At 60.3% G+C, this 25207-nt stretch carries 20 protein-coding genes; 7 read left to right on the forward strand and 13 right to left on the reverse strand.

Annotation, left to right across the window (positions count from 1 at the left end):
* From ABIT76_15340 to ABIT76_15350, 3 genes are all read right to left on the reverse strand, one after another.
* On the reverse strand, positions 1–338 hold a 338-nt coding region (locus ABIT76_15340), incomplete at its 3' end, for a ricin B lectin (protein ID MEO7934522.1).
* Positions 339–554: 216 nt separating this feature from the next.
* Positions 555–1064, reverse strand: coding sequence for a YkgJ family cysteine cluster protein (locus ABIT76_15345; protein MEO7934523.1), 510 nt, complete (start codon positions 1062–1064; stop codon positions 555–557).
* 1 nt (position 1065) lies between these two features.
* Entirely contained in the window at positions 1066–2073 is a 1008-nt protein-coding gene (locus tag ABIT76_15350) for a hypothetical protein (GenBank protein ID MEO7934524.1), read from the reverse strand.
* A 110-nt stretch (positions 2074–2183) separates the two neighbouring features.
* Between ABIT76_15350 and ABIT76_15355 the strand changes: the two genes are divergently transcribed.
* Both ABIT76_15355 and ABIT76_15360 read left to right on the forward strand, forming a co-directional pair.
* Positions 2184–4757 (forward strand): DUF3857 domain-containing protein, encoded by a 2574-nt coding sequence (locus ABIT76_15355; GenBank protein MEO7934525.1) that lies wholly within the window; start codon positions 2184–2186, stop codon positions 4755–4757.
* A gap of 73 nt (positions 4758–4830) precedes the next feature.
* On the forward strand, positions 4831–5334 hold the full coding sequence (locus tag ABIT76_15360) for a hypothetical protein (GenBank protein MEO7934526.1): 504 nt from the start codon (positions 4831–4833) through the stop codon (positions 5332–5334).
* A 77-nt stretch (positions 5335–5411) separates the two neighbouring features.
* On the opposite strand, the gene ABIT76_15365 is transcribed toward ABIT76_15360, so the two are convergent.
* From ABIT76_15365 to ABIT76_15410, 10 genes are all read right to left on the reverse strand, one after another.
* Positions 5412–6395, reverse strand: a complete 984-nt coding sequence (locus ABIT76_15365; protein ID MEO7934527.1) for a sulfate ABC transporter substrate-binding protein — start codon at positions 6393–6395, stop codon at positions 5412–5414.
* Between the two features lie 32 nt (positions 6396–6427).
* Entirely contained in the window at positions 6428–7993 is a 1566-nt protein-coding gene (locus ABIT76_15370) for a putative porin (protein ID MEO7934528.1), read from the reverse strand.
* A gap of 132 nt (positions 7994–8125) precedes the next feature.
* Complete coding sequence (locus tag ABIT76_15375) at positions 8126–8821, reverse strand: DUF4159 domain-containing protein (GenBank protein ID MEO7934529.1); 696 nt, start codon at positions 8819–8821, stop codon at positions 8126–8128.
* Complete coding sequence (locus ABIT76_15380; protein MEO7934530.1) at positions 8818–9516, reverse strand: hypothetical protein; 699 nt, start codon at positions 9514–9516, stop codon at positions 8818–8820. The genes ABIT76_15375 and ABIT76_15380 overlap by 4 nt, the downstream gene beginning before the upstream one ends.
* Before the next feature lie 23 nt (positions 9517–9539).
* A complete protein-coding gene (locus ABIT76_15385) occupies positions 9540–11159 on the reverse strand; it encodes a hypothetical protein (GenBank protein MEO7934531.1) in 1620 nt (539 codons plus the stop codon).
* Entirely contained in the window at positions 11093–13732 is a 2640-nt protein-coding gene (locus ABIT76_15390) for a hypothetical protein (protein MEO7934532.1), read from the reverse strand. The genes ABIT76_15385 and ABIT76_15390 overlap by 67 nt, the downstream gene beginning before the upstream one ends.
* 3 nt (positions 13733–13735) lie before the next feature.
* Entirely contained in the window at positions 13736–15760 is a 2025-nt protein-coding gene (locus tag ABIT76_15395) for a VWA domain-containing protein (GenBank protein ID MEO7934533.1), read from the reverse strand.
* On the reverse strand, positions 15666–16649 hold the full coding sequence (locus ABIT76_15400) for a DUF58 domain-containing protein (GenBank protein ID MEO7934534.1): 984 nt from the start codon (positions 16647–16649) through the stop codon (positions 15666–15668). Before ABIT76_15400 ends, ABIT76_15395 begins: the two co-directional genes overlap by 95 nt.
* 16 nt (positions 16650–16665) lie before the next feature.
* Complete coding sequence (locus tag ABIT76_15405) at positions 16666–17658, reverse strand: MoxR family ATPase (protein MEO7934535.1); 993 nt, start codon at positions 17656–17658, stop codon at positions 16666–16668.
* Positions 17659–17677: 19 nt separating this feature from the next.
* Positions 17678–20263, reverse strand: coding sequence for a DUF3857 domain-containing protein (locus tag ABIT76_15410; GenBank protein MEO7934536.1), 2586 nt, complete (start codon positions 20261–20263; stop codon positions 17678–17680).
* 111 nt (positions 20264–20374) lie between these two features.
* On the opposite strand from ABIT76_15410, the gene ABIT76_15415 reads away from it, so the two are divergent.
* The 5 genes from ABIT76_15415 to ABIT76_15435 all read left to right on the forward strand — a co-directional run bounded on the left by ABIT76_15415 (position 20375) and on the right by ABIT76_15435 (position 25138).
* Positions 20375–20686 carry a metalloregulator ArsR/SmtB family transcription factor gene (locus tag ABIT76_15415; GenBank protein MEO7934537.1) on the forward strand — a complete coding sequence of 104 codons (312 nt, stop codon included), beginning with the start codon at positions 20375–20377 and terminating at the stop codon, positions 20684–20686.
* Between the two features lie 17 nt (positions 20687–20703).
* On the forward strand, positions 20704–21036 hold the full coding sequence (gene arsD, locus ABIT76_15420) for an arsenite efflux transporter metallochaperone ArsD (GenBank protein ID MEO7934538.1): 333 nt from the start codon (positions 20704–20706) through the stop codon (positions 21034–21036).
* Positions 21033–22832: an arsenical pump-driving ATPase gene (gene arsA, locus ABIT76_15425; GenBank protein ID MEO7934539.1), complete on the forward strand. Its 1800-nt coding sequence runs from the start codon at positions 21033–21035 to the stop codon at positions 22830–22832. The genes arsD and arsA overlap by 4 nt, the downstream gene beginning before the upstream one ends.
* Positions 22829–23380, forward strand: coding sequence for a rhodanese-like domain-containing protein (locus ABIT76_15430; GenBank protein ID MEO7934540.1), 552 nt, complete (start codon positions 22829–22831; stop codon positions 23378–23380). The genes arsA and ABIT76_15430 overlap by 4 nt, the downstream gene beginning before the upstream one ends.
* An 84-nt stretch (positions 23381–23464) precedes the next feature.
* Complete coding sequence (locus ABIT76_15435) at positions 23465–25138, forward strand: FAD-dependent oxidoreductase (GenBank protein MEO7934541.1); 1674 nt, start codon at positions 23465–23467, stop codon at positions 25136–25138.
* Positions 25139–25207 lie beyond the last annotated feature (69 nt).

Genomic DNA, 25207 nt, shown 5'->3' on the forward strand with positions numbered 1-25207 from the left:
ATGTCGTGCGATTTCTGGGCGTAGGCGGTGTCGCCGGTGAGATACCACATGAGCGCCAGATTATACACGGCCTGCATGTCACTCTTCCATTGGTTGAGATTTACGTCAGGGGTGCGGGAGACCGTCGCAAACGGGCCTTGCATGGTATAGGTGAGTTTGGATTGAGAACTGCTCGAGAGCTTCGCGTAGCCGTCCTTCCAAGGGTTCTGATTCAGGCTGGCCTTGAGAGTAGTCAGATCATCAAGGGAGAGCGGAACGCACGGATGGGTGTAGGCGTGGGAGGCGGAGACCATGCTGAAAAGCATGGCTACCGCAAGGATTGCGGAGGTTATTTTCATGTTTGGGGGGATATGTTGAGCTTGCCACACAACCCTGAGACAGGTCTTGCAATGGCTGTTCGCTCAAGCAGGGGGAACTACTTGGCGCCAACGTATTTGTTAAAAAATGCGAGACAACATCCTCAATATGTTCACGGTTAAACTGAATCACACTCCTGATTCGACGCAGGTGGACTGTGGTGAAGCAGTGCGATGTGGATTGCCCGTGCAACAACCCTACGACTGCGGAAGGCGGAAGTCGGCGTCCAAGACGGCATCCAAGTCTGCCATTTCGCGGGTGAGTTTTTGGTGGAGTTCCATCGCGATGGGGTCGAAGGCGGGTGTGGCGAGGATCTTTTCGACGCGTTTGGAGAGGGGGCGTTTCTCGCTGGTGCTGCCGGCTTCGGCGAGCCAGGTGGTGATGCGGAGGACGCGCGCTTGCACGTCGCGGATTTTTTCCAAGGCAGCGGCTTCGGTGATTTCCCCGGCAGCGACGCGCTGGAGCTGGCGGCACTCGAACAACCGGCAGCGCTCGGGGCGCGAGAGATAGATGGCGCACTGCGAGCCACACCAGGCGGGGCACGGTTGCTGGAAGAGATGATGGCCTTTTTTCCGCTGGATGTGGAGTCCAAGTTGAATGAAATCCTGCGGCACTTCGGCGGGTTGCAGGCGGACGTTGTGAAAGAGGACGCCGTTGCAGCAGAGGCCGCAGGCATTGCAAAGCCGGGACGCGGTGTCGGCGTCCACTTTAGAAGCGGCCGTTGATCGAGAGCGAGAGGAAGGTCTCGTTTTTCGGACGATCGACGATGGGGTTTTCGTCCATTTTGTAGCGGACGCTAAGTCCGGCGCTGAGGGCTTGGGCGAGGGCGACCGTCGATCCAGCGGAAACGGCGAAACCCTGGCCCGGCATGTTGCGGTCGGCGTTGAGCATCGCAGCGCGGAGTTCCAGTGCGGTGCCGGGAAGGACGACGTGTTGCACGAGGAAGTAGCCGGACTCGGAGAGCGGGTTGTTTCTGCCCCCGGCAAATCCGCTGCCGACGGTAAGCGTGGTATTGGAGTCCACTTTGTAAATGACGGCGTTCTCGACAAAAGCGCGGATGGCTTGGGTGCTGTCCACGGCGGTGGCGGTCTCGTAGCCAGGGTTGAGTTGCAGGGTTATCGGACTGTCGGACATGGCGTATTCCGAGGTGAGTCGAGTGGAACTCAACCCGGTTTCGTCGCCGTTGGCGGCGGTGTTTTTTTGCTGGCTGTAAGCAAACCCGACGGTGGTCTTTGGGTTGACTTTCATTTTGCCCTGCAAGGTGGCGGTCTCGTTGTGATCGGCGGCGAGCTGGTCGCTGAGGTTTTCCTGGGTCTGATAGGCGGCCTCGACTTCGATGCCTTCGCGCGGCTTCCAGTCGAGTGCGGGCCGGTTCAGCATATTCAGGTAGGCGGAGGCTTGGTCGGTCTGCCGCAAGAGCTGGATTTCCTGGGTGCGAAATCCGGCGCCCGCGCCATAGGCCAGCGAGAGCCAGGGGGTGATGGCCTGCACGACGACGAGGTGCATTTGCTGTTGCAAGGAATTGGTGACGCCCCCATCCATGGGCTGCGAGGCGGCGGTGGCGGGATCGACGGTGACGGAGACGTTGCCCTGGCGATAGGCCAGGGTCTGCGGTTTCTGCTCCTGCTCAATGGGAATAGCCTTTTCGACGCTTTGCCCGAAGCCGGTGGAGATGGCGAGGCAGGCCGCGCTAACAGAAAAGAAGGTCGCTTTCACAAATGCTGCGCCACCAAACCACATCCACCGGGCAGGCGCAATCTTCGGTTGATATTTCGTTGGCTGGACAAGGTTTGGATGTTAGTCATATCCCCTTTTTTCCGATCCTCATGCCACTCCTTTTTCGCCTGCTCTTCCTCATTTGCATGGGCGGCGTTCTTCCCGCACTGGGGAAGGAAATGGCCCAAGAGGCAGTGACGTTTTCCATCGCGCCCGCCGGGGCTTGGGTGCGCGCGGTCACTCCGCCGAAGTCTGCGGAAAAGCCGCCGCAGGGAGACGGGATCGATTATCTGCTGGTGGACAACCAGGAAAATGTGGAGCCGCGCCAGTCGTATTATCATGAGGCGCACGCAGTTTATTCGGAAAACGGGGTGCAGAATGGCTCGTCTATCTCGGTGTCCTTCGATCCGACGTATCAGAAGCTGACGCTTCACACGCTCACGGTCACCCGCAAAGGCCGCACGATGGACCGACTGGATCGCTCGAGGATCAAGCTCTATCAGCGCGAGGACGAGATGGATTATTTCCTCTACGACGGCACTTACACGGCGCAATGCCAGCTCGAGGACATCCGCGTGGGCGATGTAATCGAGTATGCCTACACCGTCGATGGCGCAAATCCGGTGTTGCAGGGGCACTACATGGATTTGTTTTCCACGAACTGGAGCAGCCCGGTGCATCGCGCCCTGGCCCGGGTGATTTATCCTTCGACGCGGAAGCTGAATTTCCAGATACGGAACAAAACCGTCGAGCCGGAAATCACGACGACCGCAGGTAAAACGGAGTGGGTCTGGGAGGAATCCGAGATTCCCGGGCGACAGGTCGATGGCTCGCTGCCGACTGGCTACTCTCCGCTCGGGGTGGTGCAGGCGACGGATTTTGCGAGTTGGAGCGAGGTGGTGGATTGGGCGCTGCCCCTTTACGAAGTGAAGCCGCCGCTGTCGTCGGAGTTGCTGGACGAGATCGACACGCTTCGCACCATCCCGGACAAGGATCGGCGCGTGCTCGCGGCGCTGCGTTTCGTGCAGGATGAGGTGCGTTATCTGGGCATTGAAATCGGACCCGGCTCACACCAACCGACGCATCCCTCGGAGGTGCTGCGGCGGCGTTTTGGCGATTGCAAAGACAAGACGCAACTCCTCGGCACGCTTCTGCGCGCGGTGGACATCGAGGCCTCGCCAGCGCTGGTCAGCACCGGGTTACAAAACGAAGTCCTCCACCGGCTGCCGTCGGCGGCGGTCTTTAATCACGTGATCCTCCGGGTGGTGACGCCGTCCGGCGTGCACTGGCTGGATGCCACGCGTTCGCAGCAGCGCGGGCCACTTTCGCAGATTTCGATTGGAGACTACGACTACGCCTTGGTGCTGCGGCTGGGCGAGACGGAGTTGACGAAATATTCTCCCCCACCCGCGTCGCTGCCGAAGACGAAAATCGTGGAAAAGTATCGCATCGGCACAGTCGGCTCAGAGTCGTTTCTCGATGTGACGAGCGAGTATCGCGGCCTGAATGCGGAACGCAGCCGGAGCTACCACCAGGAGCACGACCCAGCCGAGCTGGACAAGCAATATCTGAAGTATTACGCGAAACGTTTTCCTGGAATCCAAATAGCCAAGCCGCATGGCTACGCCGAAATGCCCGGTGAGGAAGGCTGCATTCTCACAGAGCATTATCGCATTCCAAAGATTTGGGAGTTAGGCGACACTCCGGGGAAGTATTCCTTTACGGTTCATCCGACGGACTTGGACGACGCGATGGGCGACGCGGTGAGTCCACAGCGAGACGATCCTCTGGCGATTGGCCATCCGGTGAACATCGCAGAGGAGATTCATCTGGAAATGTTTGAGGACTGGCCGCTCAACAGCAAGGACAGGCAGGTCTCAAACGCGTTTTTCCATTTTGAGCAGCACCCTAAACAACAGGGAAAACAGGTTAACATCGCCTACTCCTTTGAGTCGCTCACCGACCGTGTGGCGGTGGACGACTTGATCACATACAACGCCGCGCTCAGCCAGGCGAAAGACCACGTGGGCTACGTGTTGAGCTATACCGTCCCCACACCGCCGACGAATCGAACGACTCCCGATATAACCAAGATGAACTGGACACCGCTCCTGAGCGTCGGTTTCCTACTTATTGGCGTGTCTGTGGTACTCGCCAAACTCAACCGGGCAACGATTCGTCGCGGCCCACCGCCCCTGCCGTCGGACTACCTCCAGAATTATCACTCACTGGAAGGGCTCAGCGGATGGCTGATCGTTCTCGGGTTCGGAATCTGTGTCCGGCCCATCTATCTGCTCGTGGTTGGAGGCCAGGCGGTGTCGCAGGTGTCCAAGCTGGAAACTTGGAATCAACTAACCACGCCTGGGCTTGGCGCGTATCATCCGCTCTGGGCACCGTGGCTGCTGTTTGAGCTGACTTTCAATGGTATCGCGCTGGTCGCCAGCGTGTTTATCGCCATCTGGTTTTTTAAAAAAAGAGCCATCTTCCCGAGGAGCCTCATCATCTTCCTGAGTTACTGCATACTGGGCGCTTTGGTGGATTATTTGTTTGGCCTGAATATCCCTGCCGCCAAGACTTCGCTGCCAGAGTCTGCCAAAACTTTGGGTCAAAACGTCTTCGGAGCCGCGATTTGGATTCCTTACCTGCTCGTCTCGCAACGCGTGAAGGAGACGTTCCGCTTCTGAGCCATTTTTCCTCCTTGGCAGTGCCGCCGTTTTCGACAAACTGAACCCCTTTTTTCAACACCATCCAACTCCCATGAAAGCCCACGAGATCTACCAACGCATTTCCCCCACCCTGAACGAGCAATTGCTGACTGCTCTTTTTGCCAGCGACAAGCCGGCTTACAAGGCGACTTTGGTCGCACTCGGCAACCAGCGGAAATTGCGCCCGGTCTATTTGGAGCGCAAGCCGCGCGCGGAGCGTCACGCCTGGATGCAGACGGCGATGAGCCAGAAAGTGAGCGACGAAATTGCGCTGAATCTGCTCCAGTTCTGGCTGCTCACTTCGCAGCAACCGATGCTGACCGATTTCCTCGATGCGCTCGGCATCAAGCACGATGGAAAAGGCGCAGTCGAGGAAATGCCCGAGTCGCCGGACCGGGAAAAACTGGCGGGTGCGATTGAAATCTTGCTCGGCAAATACCCGCACGAAAATGTGGCCGTCTATCTGCACACTTTCCAGAGCATGAACGATCCGCTCTGGGCTCCGCTGGATGAAATTCTGGCCAGCGAACCGCGGCTGGCATTGCCGTCAAAGTAATCTAACTCGACTGAAAACGAAAAACCGGACGCAGGGTTTCCCCCACGTCCGGAATCGTTACCTAAATTAGTCAGACCTTACTTTTCGTAGATCTGATCGAAAGTCCCACCGTCGGCAAAGTGGGTTTTCTGAGCCTTCCCCCAGCCGCCGAAGTCGGCGATGGTGACGAGCTTGAGCTTGGCAAACTTGTCAGCGTATTTTGCTGCGGCGGCTTCGGAGGTTGGGCGGTAGAAGTTTTTACCGATCAGATCCTGCGCCTCGTCGGAGTAGAGATATTTCAAATACTCACGAGCCGGAGCCAGAGTGTCGTGCTTGCCAACATTTTTGATGACCAAGGCCACGGGCGGCTCGGCGAGGATGCTAAGTGATGGGGTGATAATCTCAAACTTGTCGCTGCCGAATTCCTTCAATGACAGATAGGCCTCGTTTTCCCAGGCGAGCAAAACGTCGCCAATCCCGCGCTGGACAAACGTGGTCGTCGAGCCGCGCGCGCCGGTGTCGAGCACGGGCACGTTTTTGTAGAGAGCCTTGATGAACTCCTTCACTTTGGCCTCGTCGCCGCCGGATTTTTCTTTCTCATAAGCCCAGGCCGCGAGGTAGTTCCAGCGCGCGCCACCAGAAGTTTTCGGGTTGGGCGTGATGACGGAAATTCCGGGTTTCACAAGGTCGTCCCAGTCTTTGATGCCCTTCGGATTACCTTTCCGAACGAGGAAAACAATCGTCGAGGTGTAGGGCGAGCTGTTGTGCGGCAGGGTGCGCTCCCACTCTTTATAGACGAGACCTTTTTCTGCGAGGATGTCGATGTCGTAGCCGAGCGCGAGGGTGACGACGTCGGCTTGGAGACCGTCGAGAACGGCGCGGGCCTGCTTGCCGGAACCGCCGTGCGACTGATCGATCTTGATGTCCTGGCCGGTGGTCGCCTTGTAATGCGCGGCGAAGAGTTTGTTGTAGTCCGCGTAGAGTTCGCGGGTGGGATCGTAGGAGACGTTCAGGAGTTTAACCTGCGCCTGCGCCACCCCGGTGAGGGCGAGTAGAAGGGTTAGGATAATGAATTTTTTCATGGGATGATTTTGAGTTGAGTTAGGTTGTTATCTTAGAACTTAAAGTTGAGATCGACTTGCACGGCGTTGTAGGTGTTGCGATTGGCGAGTCCGAACTGATCGGACAGGTTGTCGTCGAGGTTGTAGGTGACGAAGCCGGTGAGCGCGAGGGATACGGCGTCGGTGATGCCGTAGGTCGTGCCAAATTTGAAGCCGCGGGTGTTGAGTTTGCCGCCAGCGAAGTCGGAGTCGTTCAGGTTGGGATCGACTGAGGCGAGGCCGGTTTCGCGGTAATTTGCGAAGAGCGTCCAGGCGCCCTTGCCTTTGCCCGCACCGATTTCAAAGCCAGCCAGCCAGGCGAGCGCGTCCTGATCGGTAAAGCTCCGCTGCTGGGTTGTCGCAACGGGAGTCACCAGACCAGAGCCGGTCGGGATCTGCAAGCCGAAGCCATAGACATCATCATAACGTTTGTGGCCCGCGGTGTTGTAGGCGAAGTCCCAATAGAACCGGCCTTGGAGTGAGCCGATCGGGAATTTGATCTCGCCCGGGGCGGTGACGATGGCCAGATCACGCGTTTCCCCCGAGACGGAACCCGTGGAAACGGTAATCGCACCCGTGACGGGGTCCGTGGTGAAGTCGGCGATGCCGTCGTTGTTCGCATCGATGCGACCCACAGCTCCGGTGAATGGCGTGGTGTTGTTCGCCTGAATGGCGGTGGCGCTGCCATCACCGCCCACGTCGGCCGCGTTATAGATGATGAAGCCCGGAGCGAAGGTGATCGAGGTCTTGTTCTCAAAGGTGTAGCTGCCCACGAGCTGCGCGACGAATTGGTAGGCGTCGTTCTTGGCGTCGCCATTGACGGCGGCCTCGTTGTTGTTCGTGTCATAGACGAATTGACCCGCTACGAGGGAGAGCTTGAAGTTGCCCCAGTCGCTGCCCGAAGTGCCAGCCGTGTAGCTTACGATGCGCTTGCCGTCCTTGCCGTAGCCGGCGGTTTCCTGTCCTGCGGAACCGCTGGAGCTAAAGACTTTATCCAATGCGACGGACTCGGTCAGGCCGTAAGGGCTAATGTCTGGGTCCCAGACGAGGTCGGTGGTGTAGAAGGGATTTTTCTGCTTGCCTGCAACCAAGGTGCCCCAGTCGCCGATGTTCACGCCGAGGAAGAGACGATTGATGAAGATCGCGGAATCGGTGTATGCTGGCTGTACAGTTTCATTGGCTCCGTCTGCCGCCTGACCGGTCTCGATCTGGACGCCGCCGAAGAAGTTGTTCGTCAATTTGAAGTCGGCATTCAAGCGCAGGCGATAACGGAAAAAGCTGCGTTGCGTGACATGATCCGCACCCGCGGTCTGGGTTTGCTGGTCGTCATACTGATAACGAAAACGTCCGTCGCCATAGAGTTTGAGCTCGGTCACCGGACTGGAGATGTTCAGTTTTCCAGCGGAGGTGGTCTGATAATCTTTCACAAGATCCGCGCGCAAGTCCTCGGCTTCCTGATCATTGAGGATGCCTTTCTGGACGAGTTTGTCGATGAGTGGACCGCTGTCTTGTGCATGGATGGAGGCAATGCCGCCGGCCAGCAAGTTAATGGCGATGAGTGGGATGAGTTTACGTTTCATGAAGTTGAGGTTGTGTTTTGTTGATTAGGCAGAGAGTCGCTTTAGCAACTCTCCTGTTGTAATCATCACCAGTTTAGTAGTCTTTGCAAACAGAAAGTTTTCGCTTTTTATTTGATGCCTGTTTTGCTGCTCTTATTGCGTCCGCAGCATCGCGTAAACGTAGATGTTCACCAGCATCCGCATGCTGTCCCGGCGCGACGTCCGGGTCTCCTCCATTCCATCCCAGCCACATTGCAAACCGCTGAAACTGATCACGCCGACCAGACGTGAGTTCCATTCGATTCCGTAGAGTCCGCGACGCACCCATTCGTAAGTCACGTTCGTGTGCGGCGGTCCGCCTGGAATGTGGAAAAAAGCATCGTAAATCGGGTGATTATTCGGCAGCGATACCACGTGCGCCTCGGGAAGAATCACCGCGAGCGCGCGGACTTGATCGTCATAAAACCCGTCCACGGAGGGAGTCACATCGTGATTGATGCAGGCGTCGATCAGCAGAAAGCCGCCGCGCCGAATGTATTCGCCGATGTTGTGCTGCGCGGTGGCTGACCGGACGGTGTGAATCCCCTGCGTGAAAAGAAATGGGTAGGCACACATTTCCTCGAGGTTCTCGACATCGGCCGTCTCCCAGTTTGGGGCGATGTTCAGCGTCGTGTTCTCCCGAAAAAACCGCATCAGCAGCGGGTCGCCAGTGGAATGACGCATCCAATGCGGACTCGACGTTTTTAGCCGGGCCCAACCCACGCTGTCGCCTCGCAACTGATCCATGTCCGCCGCACGGCCACTCGTGAAAACCGTCAGCAAAACCAAAGTGAAAATCTTCCAGTTCATAATAATTTCATCCAGCGGCGAGTGAGTAATTCTGTGCCATAAATCACGAGTAGCAGCCCTAGAAACCATTTCTGATTCCAAAGTGGACTGGAATGTTTCTCCTCAGCCGCGATCACTGCGGACTGCTGTTGAAACACCGGATCGTCCTCGATTAATTTTCCGCCGGTGCTCTCCGCCAGCCGTCGCAAACCCTCCACATCGGCGGGCAGATTGGCAGTTTCCATCGTTTGCGGCTGCTTCGTCACCGCGAGGGAAATGCGGGCCTGGCCACCTGTGGCATCGACAGCGCGGATTTCCCAGCGACCGTCCAGATCGGGATTTAACTCGACTTGCCAGCCCGCCGACGCGCCGCTGGATCGCACGGGAAGCGGCTGCGGATCGCCATTTGGAGCCACCGCAATGACCTTTGGCAACGCCACGGCTGAAGCACCCTCCAGTCGGAAAGTTATCGGATGATTCACCGTCGCCGGTGCCGAGTCTTTCACCAGTCGCAGCCCCTGCCCGCTCGCAGGTGTGAGCGACAGAAAAAGCTGCTGCCAGAACTTCTCCACGGCTTTGCTCTCGTGCGGCAGCGACATTTTCCAGCGCCAGAGCAGATCGGTCGTGAGCGCCACGGTAAAGCCATCGCCAAATTGCTCACGCGCCAGCAGCACACGGTGCGTGCGCCCGTCGGCCTCGACATCTTTCGGGTGCACCGCAAGCACTTCCGCGCCAGCCTTCACGTGACGGACCGGCGCGTATTCGCTGAAGTGCGGGATGCTCGCGGGTCCTTGCCGGAAAACAGTTCGCCTATTCGCGAGCGCGCGCCGCCCGGCGGGAGCGTGTAAGGGAGTAATTTCGCCGCATCGCGATGGTACTCGCCATTGTTAAAACCCTGATAGGCCTGGCGCACATTCCTTATTTGCTCATCAAACCCGCGCGAGGCCGCGTCCTCCGGCGACGCGGTTTTCGCGGACTCGAAGATCACCGGCAGCATCTGCTCCACGGCCGTTCCAGCGTAACGCGCGGTCGCATTCGCATCGGGCGCGATGAACAGCACCCCGCCGCCACCCCGGGCGTATTCGAGAAGCGCCTGCTGCTGCGGCATGGAAAGTTGATCAGCAAAAACGTGGGCCAGCACGACGATTTGATATTTCTGCAAGTCCTCCGCGCGGCTGGGCAAGTCGCTCAACGTCGCCAGTTCACTGGAAGTCGAGGCCGACATTTTCAAGCCCAGTGCCGGGTTGATGATGCTCGTCACGCGAAAGCTGTCGTCGTCGCACAGGGCGGAAAGGAGGAAGCGATAACCCCATTGCAGCGCGCCCTGATAATACAAAATATCCACCTTGGCCGCGTTGACGACTTGAGTGGTGCCGCCGGCCATTTGCTGATTCGTCCCCGACCCGATGCGAAATTCGAGCGGAAGCGGACCCGGCTCGGCGGCGGTCACGGGCACCGACCACGGGAAGGTGTTCAGACCCGGATGAACCTTGAATTTTTGCGACGCGAGCAGAGTCGGGCCGCTCCAGAGTTCCGCCGGAATCTCGTGCTCGCGCGAGGTGGCGATTTGGAGAACGCTCTGCGCGGTAAACTTCGTCTGGCGCAACACTTTGGCCGGGAGGCGGATGTCGCTGATGCCCATGAATTCGCTCACTCGCAGGCGGTTTGTTCCGGGCACGAAATAGAGCGGCACCGCCCGGCGCTGGGCTTCGGCGGTCAGTTTTTGGGCGTCAGTTCCAGTCGTATCGAGGCCATCGGTCAGGCAGACGACCGCGCCCGGACCGGACTCCAGCGCCTGGGTCAGCGCCTGATAGAGATGCGTCTCGGGTCCGGGCTGCGAATCGTTTGTTGCCTTTTCCAGGCTGCCAGTTTCCTGCAGACCGCTGCTGAAACGATACCAGGCCGTCTTGGAAAACTTTTCCTGCGCCTCGGAAATGTGACGCGCCCAGATGCGGCTGGCGTTTTTCAGCCGCAACTCGCCACGTTGATCGGCGGTGTTCATGCTGTCGGAGCGATCCACCACGACCGCGAGCGTGCTGTGATCCGGCTGGATCGGTTCCGTGGAAATCACGCGGGTGGGATTCGCCAGACAGAGGAGCAAGGCCAGAACCAGAGCGATGCGAAATGCCGCCAATATCCAGCGGGCGGCCGGGCTCAACTGGCGCAAAGTATGACGATACAAACAGACGACGAGCACGCTGCCCGCCACGGCGATCACCCCGAAAATGCTCCAGGCCAGCCACGGGGAAAGACCGCCGAGCCAGCCGCCAAACTGCCATTCGAGTGCGATCTTCATGGCGTGGGCGTGGGCGTCGCCTCCGTCGGTATGGGCGTGGCTGAGTAGTCGCGGGAGAGCCATTCAAAGTAATCCGCCACCGCGCCCCGATAGGCGGCGGGAGCCAGAGCCGGATCGGCGGTGGTGAGCTGGTACTGACGCTGCATGGTCTGGAGGTGGGCTCGCAGGAGGGCGATGGCACCTTGCAGCGGCGTCTCGATAATGGGGTAAACCTTCTGAAAACGCCCAAACCCGGAAGTGATGTCGCGGGGGGCCGTTTTTATGGCCGCATGCAGGGCGGAACCCTGCGGGACTTCGTCCTCGACGGCGAGACTTTCCTGCTGGAGCTCGTTCATAAGCTGATCGGCAAATTCATCGAGTTGAGTCGTGCTGGCAGAGCCGCCGTTCCCACCCCCTCCCTGGCCTTGTCCCTGTCCCTCTGAGCCTTTTCCCTGACCTTCGGAACCCTGGCCTTGTCCTTCTGAATCTTTGCCGGTGCCAGGCTGATCCGAGTTTGGTTTCAATCCGTTTTCAGCCAGACGCTGCATGTTGGCTTGGGTGCGCTCCATTTGTTGAATCAACTTGGCGAGCTGTTCAGGCGAAAGTGGACCCGGAGCCCGGGTCTTCGCGGCGCGCTCCGCCAAGGCATCCAGCCGGGTGGCGGCGGTCTGGCCGGGAGCCTCGTCGCGCGGGTGTTTGCGCAACTCATCGAGCGCTTTTTGGAGATCCTTGTCGTTGAGCGCCTTCGCCAATTCCATCATGCGCGCCGCGGCTTCGGCGCTTCCGGTCTCCTGCTGCCGGGCGGCGGCTTCGGCGAGAGCGGCCCGCGTTTCAGCCGCTTTCTTCGCCGCTTGATCGACCTTTTCCTGCGCGCTCTCCTGCGATTTTTGACCGGCGGCACTACGGGCGTCATAGGCGGCGTCGTTGAGATTTTTCATCGCTTCGGCAAGTTGCTTTTTGGCCTCTTCCTGGCCCTGACGATTCATGGCTTCGAGCGCCAGCTTCAGCTCGCGGGCCGTCAGCGCCGCCGGTTCGCGAGCGGCGGGAACATCCGCAGCATCGAGCATTCGCAGCGCATTCATTGCCGCATCGCGCCCCTGGGTGAGATGGCCCACGATCTCGGCGGTGAACACTTTCCCATTGAGCAACGCCCCAACGCGCTGGCTGATCTGCGTCTCGCGCTCCGGAAATGTGCCGTCGATGGTGTTCGGATTTTTCTTCGCCTCAGGCGTCGCGGCTGGAGTCGGTTCGGCGTCCACTTGGGAAAGATCGCCCGCAAGACGGATTTGCTCCTTAACGAGAAGATCGAGTTCGCCCGCCTTGGTCTCGAAACGCTGCTTCAACTCCAGTTCCTGCTGCCGTTTGAAAGGATCCTCGGGCCCTTTCGGAGGCTTGCCGCGGCCTTTGGCGACGACTTTGACAAAAAACTTTTCCACCTCGGTGATCAACCCCAATGCCTTTCCCTGCGGCACCTGCGCAGGTTGGTTCTGCGTCGCGGTGATTTTTTTCGCCGCATCGGCCATAAAGGGACGCGTCTGAGTGATGAGATGGACGATTTCCGCAGGCGCACCAAGCTCGATGAGTTGCTGAATGACCTCGCCGGTCTTGGTGTCGAGTGCTGCCTGATCGGTGCCGACGCGGGTGTTTTCCTTGCGCCAGCCGGGATTTTCGTGGCCGAGATCGGTGTGGCCGAGGAGGAAATTTTCCTTAATCAGCCGGAGTTGAGCTACTTTTAGTGCCGCGATCAGCGCCTGTCCGGAGTTCCCATCGCCGCCGGGTATCTCGGCGATATCCTCGCGGAAGGGTTTCACTTGGATGAATTGCACCGGGGAATTCGTCGTAGGCAGCGCCCGGGGATCGATCCGCTGCGCCCGCAAATGATACGAGACGATGTCGAACGGCTGCACTTCGAGCTGATCGAGATAAATGGAGGCGTCGATGGCGTGGCTGCCTTTTTTGGAAAGTTCGGGAATGCCCACCGGCACTTTCAGCTTGGGCTCGCCGTTCACTTCCATCTCCAAAACAAGGTCGCGCAAACCGGTTGCGGAGTCGGCGACGGCTTGCAAAGGCACCTCCTCGATGGGCGACGCCTTGGTTTCCGCCTCGGGCGTTTTCCAAGTGATGCTGGCTTTCGGCAACGCGGCTGGCGGCGGCGTTTTCGGGGCCACCACGACGGGGCGCACCCAGGGCCGGGTCCAGCAAACGAGTGTGACGAAGTGCCCGAGAAGAAGGAGAAAAATCGCGGCGGCCAGCAGGAAAAGAGGCCAGCGATGCGGGCGCACCGGCGTGTGACTGAGAAATCCGTCGGTCTCCTCGCGCTGCACGCGGGCGATGGGACTCGTGTCGTGGCGGAGCGCGGCGGCGGTCTCGATCCGGTTTTTGGCGTTGAGCGTGGCGTCGAGTTTTTGGGCGGTCCGCGCGAGGCTGTGACTCCGCACGAGCCAGACGACGAAGGCAGCGATCACAGTCAGTCCGACTCCGCCAGCCCACCAAGCCGGCAGGTGCTGCCAGCGCTCGATTTTTGTCCAACTCGGATGCAGTTTCCACGATAGGGCGAGCGTCGTGGCCAGTCCGCCAGTCAGAATGCCCAGCGGCCAGCCGAGTCGCATCCAGCGGTATTGCTGGCGAAGCCATTGTTCGGTTTGGGGAGTGCTCATGAGTTACATTGAGGTGCGATTGGCGAGGGCGAGTTCGGCAAGCAGGGCGGCTCCGCAGAGGGCGAGCAGCCACCACCAGAGGCGCTGCTGGTTCTCGGCGATCTCGCTGCTCACGGGCAAAACGGTACTTTGAGTGGACTGCGGTTTCGCCGGTTCGGTGGATTGCATACTGGCGAGCTGGCCAATGTTCGGCCATGGAGCGAGATCAGATTCTTCAGCGGGAACATTCACCGCAAAGACGCGCCGCGTGGAGCCACTGACAAATTCATAGAGCCCCGGCACCTCGGCTCGCACGCTCCCATTTACCGGACGCGGCGGCTGCGAAACGGGCCCGTCGATGGCAGTCCAGGTCCCCTCACCCGCGATTGGAATGGAACTCCCGACCCGCCAGTCTGCGCGCGTGCCGCCGAACGAACCCAGCCAGCGCACGGTCTGGTGAACGAACGGCACAAACGATGGCTGCGTCGTCCAGTTGGTGGACTCGCGGTCCAATGAAAAACCAGCCAGAAAAATGCGGCGTCCGTGGTCGTTGCAGGAGGCCAGCGCCATCACGCCGTCAGACCAGTTCGCCACTGCGGACAACGCGTCGCCGCTGAGATTAAACCCGCGCTTGAACTCCACCTCCAGCAGCGGAACCAGACTGTCCCCGGCGAAGGCGGTGAGAATCGGATGCTCCGGGTCCCAGTCCTGCAAATGCCCCGGAATTTCCGTCTCGGGACGAGCCGTGACTTGGATGCCGCGGGCCTTCAGCCAAGCCGTCTGCTCGGGCGAGCCATCGAGAAAAATCCAGAGCGCACCACCGGCATCCGCGAAATGATTCAGCCGCGCCGGATCGCGAAAAGCGTCGCTGCCGCGCAAGATGACGACCGCCCCGGCGGGCCATTCTGCGGCGGGTAATTTGCCAGGAGCCATCGCGCCCGCACCGAGGCGTTTCGTGGAGTTGAGCGCGTGTTCGAGGAAGTCGGTGCCGCTGGTGGAATCGAGCAGAACGGGACTTGCATGGGGATCAGCGCGGGCCAGCCAGAAGGTGTTGTCGGCGGCCAGATCGTCGTCATCGAGCGCCACGTGCCATCCATCCACGGGCGATTTCGGCAAGGGAACGACGATTCTGTTTTCGCCTTTCTGGAGCGAGATTTTTTGGGTCGCGATCAACTGTTTTCCCGAGGAAATCGTGAGCCGCCGTGACTGCTCTTCCGGCTCGAAAAGTTTCACAGTCACCCGCAACTCGTCCCGGCCTGCCGCCGAACTTTTTTCCACCGCAGTGATCGCGGCCTGACTCGTGGACTCCCGCGGCATTGGCGAAAAGCGGAGTTGGATTCCATTCGGCAGCGGCTTTTTTAGGTCCGCGCCCATCCAACCGAGGCGCTGCTCGTCGGCCACCCAGATGAGTGTTTTCGATTCCGCTGGGTGCGCCTCCAATGCCTTCGCCGCCATCCGCAATGCCTCGGAATAATGCGTTTTCTCGAACCCGGGCTTGGCATCAATCAAGGCCGAACCCACAGCGCTGAGATTCTCCGTCACCGGCACGAGCCAGCTCGGATTCGGATGCATCAGGAGGACGCCCGCCTGATCGCCGGGATGGAGTTCGCCGAGTTGATCGAGCGCCCAGGCGCGGCCCTGACTCCAGCGCTCGCCCGCCTGCATGCTCATGGAATTATCCATGGCGATCACCATCACCCGTCCATGAGTCGTGCGCGCATCCTGCCAAAATGGCCGGGCAAACGCGGCCGCGAGCAGACCGAGAATGAGGCAGCGCAAAGCTAGCGTGAGCCAGCGCATGAGCCGGTGACGATTCGTATCGCGGACGGCGCTCGGGCCGAGAAAACGCAGCGTGGAAAAGCGCACAATAGCCTTGGGCCGGCTGCGCAGAAAATGCAGCGCGATGGGCAGCCCACCAAGAGTCCGCCCGCCAAAAATCCGGGAAAAAGCCAGTTCATCGGCGCGGCCTCCGTTGCGCCAGATAGCTGGCGAGCGCGTCGATCGGAGTACGGTCGGTGCGCAGCCGGCAGGTTTCGCCTCCGACACCACGAAACAGCTCGTCGAGGTCGGTGCAAAATGCACCGAAACGTTCCAGGTAACCTTTCCGAACCGACGGCGCATCGAGCTTCAACTCGGCCCCGGTTTCGGCGTCAGTAAATTTCCCGCCGGCAGTGAAATCGAAGTCCACTTCCTGCGGGTCGAGCACGTGCAGGCCGATGGTTTCGTGATGATCGTAGCGCAATCGTCGCAGGGCCGCGGCCAGCAGCGCAGGCTCCTCGTAGAAATCACTGGCGATCACCACCATCGAGCGTGCCGGGATGACTTCGGCGAGATCCTCGAGGGACTTGGCGAGGGCGGTTTTCCCACCCGTTTTGACGACTTCCAAGCGACCCACGAAGGACCGCCAGTGCGGCACGGAAGAACGGGCGCGCATGAAATCGCTCAGCTCCGTGCCCGCCAGCCCCAGGCCAAAAGCGTCGCCCTGGCGCTGGGCCAGAAGTCCGATCGCAGCGAGGACGATCCGGGCGTATTCCACTTTGCGCAGCAGGCCGGGCTGGGTGGAAAAATCCATTGAGCCGCTGGTGTCGAGCACTAGGAATACGCGCAACTGCGTTTCCTCCTCGTATTGCTTGATGTGCAGCCGATCCGTCCGGCCATAGAGCCGCCAGTCCACCCGGCGCAAATCGTCGCCGAGCTGGTAATCGCGATATTCCGCAAACTCGACCGACGAGCCTTTCTGCGGGCTGCGATGTTTCCCACTTAGGAAACCCTGCATCATATAACGCGCCTGCAATTCGAGCGTGGGCAACTCGGCCAGCAGCTTCAAATCCAATGGCGGCAACGACTGGAGCGGCACCTCATTCGGCAACGGCGGCGGCCTGCGCGTGCCCCGGACGGCAGCGCTAAAATGCGGCAGCGGTGGAGGTTGCGCGGGCATCGGAGTTGGAGCGTTTCTAGCGGACAGTTTGCAGCAGCTTGTCGATGATCGTGTCCACGGTCTGGCCATCGGCCTCGGCGCGATAATTTGTGATCAGGCGATGGCGCAGGACGAGCTTGGCGGCGCGCTGAATGTCCTCTTTGGCGACGTTGAAACGCCCGTCGAGCACGGCGAACCCTTTCCCCGCCAGCGCCAGATATTGCGACGCGCGCGGACCCGCGCCCCATTGCACGTAGCGTTTCACAAAATCGGGAACGCCGTTTTCCCCGGCGCGGGTGGCCTGCACGAGCGACACGGCATATTGTGCGACCGACGGCGCGACCGGCACCTGGCGGACGGCTTTTTGGAGAGCCAGCATCTCGGGTCCGGTCCAGACTTTTTGCAGAGTCGCTTCGGAGTCGCTGGTCGTTTCCAGCAGGATGCGCACCTCCTCGGCGTGCGACGGGTAGCCGACCTGGAGGTTAAACATAAACCGGTCGAGCTGGGCCTCGGGCAGCGGATATGTGCCCTCCTGCTCGATGGGATTTTGCGTGGCCAAAACGAAGAATGGCGCAGGCAGATCGTAGGTGCGACCGGCCACGGTCACGCGGCGTTCCTGCATCGCCTCGAGCAAAGCCGCCTGCGTTTTGGGCGGAGTTCGATTGATCTCATCGGCCAGCAGCAGGCTCGCAAAAATCGGTCCCGGAACGAACCGGAACTGACGCTGGCCGCCGTCTTTTTCCTCAAGAATTTCCGTGCCCGTGATGTCACTTGGCATGAGGTCGGGCGTGAATTGGATGCGCTGAAATGGCAGGTCGAGGATCTCGCCGAGGCAGCGTACGAGAAGCGTTTTGGCCAAGCCCGGAACGCCGATCATGAGGACGTGGCCTTGCACCGAGAGGGCGACGAAGAGGTCGCGAATGATTTCCTCCTGGCCGATGATGCGTTTGCCGAGTTGCTCGGTTAGCTGGCGATAACGCTCCGGGACGGTGCGCAGGATTTCGATGTCGGCTTCAGTGGCTTGGCTCATAATGGTGTGTGGGAAAATGTTAGTGCTGGGCGGCGTCCCACTCGCGGAGCGCTTGACGCAACGCCGCGTAATCGGCGGCGGGGACGAGGGGTTGATGGAGTTCGAGAAGGGCGGTGCGTTCGATGGTGTTCGCATCGACCTGTCGCCAGGTGATGCTGAGTTTTTCACCTGCCACTTCCTTTTGCCAGGCAGCCGGGAGCGCGGGCGGCTTCGCTGTATAACGCAGCAAAACGGTTTGTCTTAGAGACATCGGCTGGCCGTCGTTCAGGAGCAGCGGACGATCCCGTTGCGGCGGACTGAAAAGGGCGCGGTCGCTGAAGTTCGCCGGCGGGAGTGCAGCGGAGCCAGAGACGACTTTGGTTCGTATCTGGGCGGCGGCGCGCAGGTCGCTCACGTCGCCGATGACTGCATCGGAAAAGTCTGCGGCGGGCCAGAGTTCGGTGGCGATGTGATAAATATTAAACTGCCGTTGCTGCGGTGTGATGCCGCGAAACTGCCGACGCAATCCGTCTTCCGCAAAACCCGTCGCGACGCGCGTCCAGGTGCCCGACCAGCCACCGTTTTCCAGTTGAGTTAGATTCCAATCATCGTGCGTTTCGCTGCCACTTTTGTTCTGACTGGAGACGGTTTTGAACTCCGCCTTCGTCGGAGTGAAAACGAGTCCGGCGCGTCCGTAATCACCCGGCGGCACAAATCCGAAGGGTGCCGTGCTGTCGGTCGAGTCGAGCCAGAGATCGTCCGGCTGGTCGGTTCCGGGCGCTCCGGGAACGAGGCAAATGGCGTGGTTAAATTGCCAGCTTGGAAAATTCACATCGGTAAACGAGCCGCGATTCAGCAGGACGAAACGCGCGTCGATTCCCTGCGAACGCAGCATCGCGCCGAGGAGATTGGCCTTGTCCTTGCAGTCGCCGTAACGATTCGCCAGCACTCGCGCCGGGGTGCGCGGACGGAACCCTTGGACTCCGATCTCGACCGCGATGTAACGCAGGGCGGAAACAAACTCGAATGAGCGGTGAATCTTTTCCCGTCGCGAGGGAGCGTTCGTCACAATGGACGCGGCGGCCTTTTTTACGGTGTCGTCGATGGCGTCCGAGTCCTGCGCCAGGCGCCGATACCAGGCGGCAAATTCCTCCCACGACGGCAGCGAACTGATCCCGAGCGACACTTCCCAAAGCGGTGCGGGCGGGTCGCCGGGGAGATTCTCGGCGGCGGGCAAATGGTCGAGTTGCCAGCTAAAAATGCGGCGTCCATTTTCCACGCGTTCATTGGATTTCGACTCGAAATGATTCAGCGCCACGCGATAGGCGGGCTTCTCCGGCACGCGCACGTCGAGGCTGGTTTTAAGGATGGGCACGGCGCGTTGCAGTGGCAGATTTACGGAAACGTGCGGCAACGTCGCGTCCAGAATCTGACGCGTGCGCCAGCCGACTTCGACCACGCAACCAGCTCCGGTTTCGGGCAGATAAACCATCGGGGCCGCCGAGTCTCCGCTCTCATCAGGCGTGGTCGTGCCGGGGAGTTTGGCCGGGTTGAAAGCAATGGAACTCCCATCGGGATGAATCACTCGCGCGTATTCGAGTTTGGTCGTAATGGCGGGCGGAGCCTGCGGCAGAAAATAGTTCGCCCAGTCATCAGCGGCGTCCTCGCGGGCAATGAAAACGCGCATTTTCGTCAGTTGATCCGTGGTGCGATCCTCCTCAACGGTGAACCCGAGTTTTTGCTCGAGCACGATGGCGGAGTAACCTTCCGGATTCGGCACCGCCCGCGCCTCGGCGATGATTTTCTGGGTTTCCGCAGTCGCGGGCTGATGCTCCCATTCGGCGGTGGGGTCCTTGATTTTAACCTGAATGTCCTGCGCGCTCGGGGCGTCGTCACCGGAACTGACGGTGAAAGTGGTTTCTGGTGCAGCCTCCAGATTCACCCCAAACGGTGGCTCCAGGATTTTGCCCGTGGCCGGGTCCGCGAGCCGTGCGTGCTCGATTTGAGCCAGACTCGAATGGGTGTATTCCTGACTGGTTAATTCCGCCGCACGCGCCGCCGTCCAGGCGATGGACGCCTTGGGATTTTCCGCCAAGGCCTCGATCCAATGCGCCGGGAAACGCGGTTGATCCGATTCGCCGCCGCCTTTGGTCGCGGAAATCACGGTGCGTTTCGGGTTCTGCAAAAGCGGCAAAAAAGCCCCGCTCTCGCTCGTGGCGATGAAGACCGTTTGCCGCGCTGGAATCGCGTCGAGCGTTTCCTGAATATCCTTCGCGGTGAGTCGCGGTCCGCTCACCTGAAACGCCGGAACTCCGCCCTGCGACTTTCCAGAATGCCCGTAAAGCACCAGCCAGAATTCGTCCGACTCGGGAGTGTCGGCGGCAGCGCGCAGTTTTTCCAAAATCTGGTCACGGCTGACTTTGCCGGTCAGGAGTTCGATTCGATTCGCCGGAATGCCGCGTTCGGCGAGGAGGCGTTTCGTTTCGAGTGCAAGCCGCTGAAATTCCTCGGCGTTGGCGGAGTTGCCCGCGATGCCGGTGACGATCAATGCCTGTGACGCCGCCATCGAAACGCATGGCAGTGCGACGAGAAAAACTGCCAGCAATCGGGGGAACGACTTGATCACTGAATCGGATTACAGACTCCGCCTTCGGTACGCAAGCCGCGACTGGGGAAAATGCGTCGAAATGAAGTTCTTTGGCTTGACATATATTGATACTTTGCCAATTATACAATTATGCCAACCGTCAACGCTTCGGTTCCTCAAAAGACTTCGGCTGACTTCCAAAACGCTGCTCTTGTCTTCAAAGCTCTGAGCAACCCACATCGACTCCTGATCGTGGATGCTTTGGGACGCGGAGAACGTTCGGTCGCTGAATTAACCGCTCTCGTAAGCATCGATATGTCCACCGTTTCCAACCACCTCTCTGTTTTGCGCAATGTTGGCATCGTCACTGCCGACCGCCGCGGCACTCAGATTTTTTACTCACTTCGGAAACCGTGCCTGCTGAACATCTTTTGCTGCCTTGAGGAATTTCATGGGGAGTAACGCAAACAGCTAATACTATGAAAACCATCCAAGTCTATGACCCGCCCATGTGCTGCTCGACCGGCATTTGCGGCACCGACATTGATCCTGATCTCGTGAACTTCGCCGCGATGCTCGCGCAACTCGGCGCGCGCGGCCTCAAAATCGAACGCTACAATCTCGGCCAGCAGCCGATGGCTTTCGCGCAGAATCCCGCGGTCAAGTCGCTACTGGAGAAGGAAGGCACGGAGGCGCTGCCGGTCATCTTTCTCGATGGAGAGATTTACTTAAAGGGGCGCTATCCGACGAAGGAAGAGCGGCCGGCTTTGTTTCGCACGGCGCTCGGCGAGGAAGCTGAGGTGGCACCGTGAATCTGCCGAACTACCAGCCCGATCCCTCCCTTACCACGCGCTACCTCTTCTTCACCGGCAAGGGTGGAGTGGGCAAAACGTCGCTCTCCTGCGCAACGGCGCTCAAGCTCGCCGAGGCGGGTAAGCGCGTGCTGCTGGTGAGTACGGACCCGGCTTCCAATCTGGATGAAGTGCTGGAAACCAAGCTCACGAACGCGCCCACGCCCATCGCGGGTGCCCCGGGGCTCGACGCGCTGAACATCAACCCGGTCGAGGCGGCAGCGGCGTATCGCGAGCGCTTGATCGGCCCGATGCGCGGACTGCTGCCGGAGGCGGCGCTGCGCAGCATGGAGGAGCAGCTCTCGGGATCATGCACGGTCGAGATCGCAGCATTTGATGAGTTCTCGGGTTTGATCGGAAATCCGGAAGCTGTGAAGGGCTACGACCACGTCATCTTCGACACCGCGCCGACCGGCCACACGCTGCGGCTGATGAGTCTGGCGAAAGCGTGGGATCAATTCCTCGACACCAACACCAGCGGCACGTCCTGCCTTGGCCCGCTGGCGGGTTTGGAAAAGCAGCGCGTCATTTATGAAGGCACGGTCAAGACGCTAGCCGATGCGTCCGCGACGACGCTGCTGCTGGTCAGCCGTCCGCAACTCGCCGCTCTGCGCGAGGCGGAGCGAACCTCCAAGGAACTGCGCGCTCTCGGCGTGGGCAATCAGCGGCTCGTCATCAACGGCGTTTTTGAAACGAAGTGCCCGGACGATCTGACCTCACAAGCCATGCAACAGCGCGGGCTGGCCGCTTTGGCTGCTGCGCAGGAGTTCATCAGCAGCCTGCCGAGTTTCATCGTGCCGCTGAGGCCGATCAACATTCTCGGAATCGGCGGGCTGCGCGTGCTGCTGGATGGCCATGGCCAAGCAGCGGAGGTGACACCGCAGCGCAATGACTGGTCGCTGCCAGAGATGGGGAGCCTCCAAGACCTCGTGGCCGACATCGAAAAGCAAGGCAGCGGCGTCATCATGACGATGGGCAAAGGCGGCGTGGGCAAGACCACCGTGGCCGCTGCCATCGCGGTGATGCTCGCGCGGCGTGGGCATTCCGTGCATCTCAGCACCACCGATCCCGCCGCGCATGTGGCCCAGACTTTGGCGGGTCAGGTGGATGGGCTCACGCTCAGCAAGATCGACCCCGCGGCGGAGACGGCGGCCTACCAGGCTGAAGTCATGAATGCGCAAGGCGCCGCGATGGACGAGGCCGGACGATCCTTGCTGGAGGAAGATCTGCGCTCACCCTGCACCGAAGAAATCGCCGTGTTCCGCGCCTTCGCCCGCGAGGTCGGACAAGGCACGAACCGCTTCGTCGTGCTCGACACCGCACCGACCGGCCACACGTTGCTCCTGCTCGACGCCAGCGAGGCTTATCAGCGCGAACTGGAGCGCCAGGCGCGCAGCACCCAGCCGGAGGAAGTGCTGCGTCTGCTGGAACGTCTGCGCGATCCGGCGTTCACCCGCATCCTGCTCGTCACCCTGCCCGAAGCCACGCCGGTCCATGAAGCAGCCGCGTTGCAGGAAGATCTGCGCCGCGCGCGCATCGAACCGTTTGCGTGGATCATCAATCAAAGCCTGCTGCAAAGCGGCTCGTGCGATCCGCTGCTGCAACGCCGCGAAGAGGCCGAGCACCCCTACCTCCGCGAGGTGGTGGAAAAGCACGCCACCCGCACCGCGTGGCTCCCCTGGCAGCCGGAAGAACCCACCGGCCCGGAAGCCCTCGCCCGTCTGGCCGCATCCAGCCTCGAACCCGCACTAATATGAAAACCATCACACCAACCCAGCTCAACAAACGCCTCCAGGCCGGCGAAAAACTTCACCTCCTCGATGTCCGCACCCCGGCGGAACATGCCGAAGTCCATGTCCCCGGCGTGCATCTCGCGCCGCTGGACCGGCTCGATCCAGCGCAGCTCGCCGACGTGAACGGCTTTGCCAAGGACCAGCCAGTCTTCGTCCTTTGCCGCTCGGGCAGCCGCGCGAAACAGGCTGCGGAGAAGCTCGAAAAGAACGGCTTCACACACTGCGAAGTAGTCGAGGGCGGCACGCTGGCTTGGGCCGAAGCCGGGCTCCCGGTAAATCGCGGCACGACCAGCGTCATGTCGCTGGAGCGTCAGGTGCGCATCGCCGCCGGGGCCATCGTGCTGACCGGTGCGCTACTCGCGCAGTTCGTCAATCCGGCCTTCATCTGGCTCTCCGGCTTCGTCGGCGCGGGGCTGATGTTCGCCGGTATCACAGACACCTGCGCCATGGGCATGCTAATCTCGAAGCTGCCTTGGAACCAACGCGGCTGCGGCTCCTGCTGCGCAAGGTAACCACCATCTTGCTCGCATGTTTTACGCTAAATCTACGACCCGTAGCGCGACATCGACCCCGGCTTTCTCATTTCCTGAATTTTTATGAAATCCTCATCTCCCAAAACCATCATCATCATCGGCGGCGTCGCGGGCGGCGCATCGTGTGCCGCGCGCCTGCGCCGCATGGATGAATCCGCCGAGATCATCGTACTCGAACGCGGACCCTATGCCTCATTCGCCAACTGCGGACTGCCCTATCACATCGGCGGGATCATTGAGAAGGAAGACTCTCTGTTAGTCGCCAAGGGACCCGTCTTCAAGGAACGCTACGCCATCGATTTGCGCACGCGTCACGAAGCCGTGTCGATTGATCGCGGAGCCGGCGAAGTGGAAGTGCGTGATCTCGCGGGGGATCTAACTTATCGCCTGCGCTATGACGCGCTGGTCCTCGCGCCAGGCGCGGCCCCGCTGCGGCCGCCGTTGCCAGGGATCGATCTGCCCGGAATTTTCACCCTCCGCAGCATCCCCGACACGCGGCTCATCAATGGATGGATCGCGCAACACGCCGCGAAGACCTCTGTGATCGTCGGCGGCGGATTCATCGGTCTGGAGATGGCGGAGAATCTCAAACATCTGGGCTTGGAAGTAACCATCGTGGAAATGCTCCCGCAAGTCATGCCGCCCATCGATGTGGAAATGGTTACCCCGGTGCATGAATATCTAACGGCGAAGGGAATCAAGCTTGCCCTCGGTGCCGCCGTCGCCGGTTTTGCGGAAAAAGACGGCCGGCTCGAGGTTCTAACCAAGGACGGTCCGGCACATCCTGCGGACATCGTCATTCTCGCCATCGGCGTCCGCCCGGAAACGTCGCTTGCCAAAGCCGCGGGCCTGACGCTCGGCGAGCGCGGCGGCATCCGCGTGGACGAACAGATGCGCACGAGCGATCCTAACATCTTCGCCGTCGGCGATGCGGTGGAAGTGCGCGATCGCGTCACCGGCGCGTGGACGCTGCTCGCCCTTGCCGGCCCCGCGAACCGCCAGGGCCGCATCGCTGCCGATGCCATCTGCGGGCGCGACGTTGCTTTCCACGGCACCCAAGGCACCGCGATTTGCGGGATCTTCGACCTTGCCGTCGGCTCCACCGGTACGAGCGAAAAGGTGCTGCAACGCGCCGGCATTACGGATTACGAGAAAATCTATCTGCACGCCGGCAGCCACGCCGGCTACTACCCCGGTGCGGAGAAGATCCACCTCAAGCTGATTTTCCGCACTGCGGACGGCCTCATCCTCGGCGCGCAGGCCGTCGGCCTGGCGGGCGTGGACAAGCGTATCGATGTCATCGCGATGGCGATCCAGAAAGGCGCGACCGTTTACGATCTCGAAGAGGCGGAACTCTGTTATGCGCCGCAGTTCGGCTCCGCCAAGGACCCGGTCAACTTCGCCGGCATGATCGCCGCCAACCACCTGCGAGGCGACGATCCGATCATCCACTGGCAAGGTCCGCAACTAACGGATTTCGACCTGCTGGACGTGCGCGATCCGGATGAGTTCGCCGTAGGCCATGCGCCCGGCGCGAGAAACATCCCACTCAACTCGCTCCGTGCGTCGCTCGACGACTTGCCCAAAGACCGCCCGCTCGCCGTCTATTGCGCCGTCGGTGGCCGCGCCCACAACGCCGTGCGGCTCCTGCGCCAGCATGGGTACAACGCCTCGAATCTATCCGGCGGCTACACCACTTATTGCCACGTCACTGCGGCCACGAATTCCGTGCAGTAAACTTGGAAGATTTTCCAATTACAAAATAAAACCAACGAAACAAATCCTTGGCACTGGTCGAGCTAAATC

It is taken from the genome of Chthoniobacterales bacterium (genome assembly GCA_039930045.1).
Lineage (GTDB): Bacteria > Verrucomicrobiota > Verrucomicrobiia > Chthoniobacterales > DASVRZ01 > DASVRZ01.

What these genes read in the sequence shown, in the direction of transcription:
- ABIT76_15435 (MEO7934541.1), top strand. Translation starts at nt 23,465, where the DNA reads ATGAAATCCTCATCTCCCAAAACCATCATCATCATCGGCGGCGTCGCG.
- ABIT76_15360 (MEO7934526.1), top strand. Translation starts at nt 4,831, where the DNA reads ATGAAAGCCCACGAGATCTACCAACGCATTTCCCCCACCCTGAACGAG.
- ABIT76_15415 (MEO7934537.1), top strand. Translation starts at nt 20,375, where the DNA reads ATGCCAACCGTCAACGCTTCGGTTCCTCAAAAGACTTCGGCTGACTTC.
- ABIT76_15405 (MEO7934535.1), bottom strand. Translation starts at nt 17,658, where the DNA reads ATGAGCCAAGCCACTGAAGCCGACATCGAAATCCTGCGCACCGTCCCG.
- arsD (MEO7934538.1), top strand. Translation starts at nt 20,704, where the DNA reads ATGAAAACCATCCAAGTCTATGACCCGCCCATGTGCTGCTCGACCGGC.
- ABIT76_15385 (MEO7934531.1), bottom strand. Translation starts at nt 11,159, where the DNA reads ATGGCTCTCCCGCGACTACTCAGCCACGCCCATACCGACGGAGGCGAC.
- ABIT76_15400 (MEO7934534.1), bottom strand. Translation starts at nt 16,649, where the DNA reads ATGCCCGCGCAACCTCCACCGCTGCCGCATTTTAGCGCTGCCGTCCGG.
- ABIT76_15355 (MEO7934525.1), top strand. Translation starts at nt 2,184, where the DNA reads ATGCCACTCCTTTTTCGCCTGCTCTTCCTCATTTGCATGGGCGGCGTT.
- ABIT76_15370 (MEO7934528.1), bottom strand. Translation starts at nt 7,993, where the DNA reads ATGAAACGTAAACTCATCCCACTCATCGCCATTAACTTGCTGGCCGGC.
- ABIT76_15390 (MEO7934532.1), bottom strand. Translation starts at nt 13,732, where the DNA reads ATGAGCACTCCCCAAACCGAACAATGGCTTCGCCAGCAATACCGCTGG.
- ABIT76_15375 (MEO7934529.1), bottom strand. Translation starts at nt 8,821, where the DNA reads ATGAACTGGAAGATTTTCACTTTGGTTTTGCTGACGGTTTTCACGAGT.
- ABIT76_15365 (MEO7934527.1), bottom strand. Translation starts at nt 6,395, where the DNA reads ATGAAAAAATTCATTATCCTAACCCTTCTACTCGCCCTCACCGGGGTG.
- ABIT76_15430 (MEO7934540.1), top strand. Translation starts at nt 22,829, where the DNA reads ATGAAAACCATCACACCAACCCAGCTCAACAAACGCCTCCAGGCCGGC.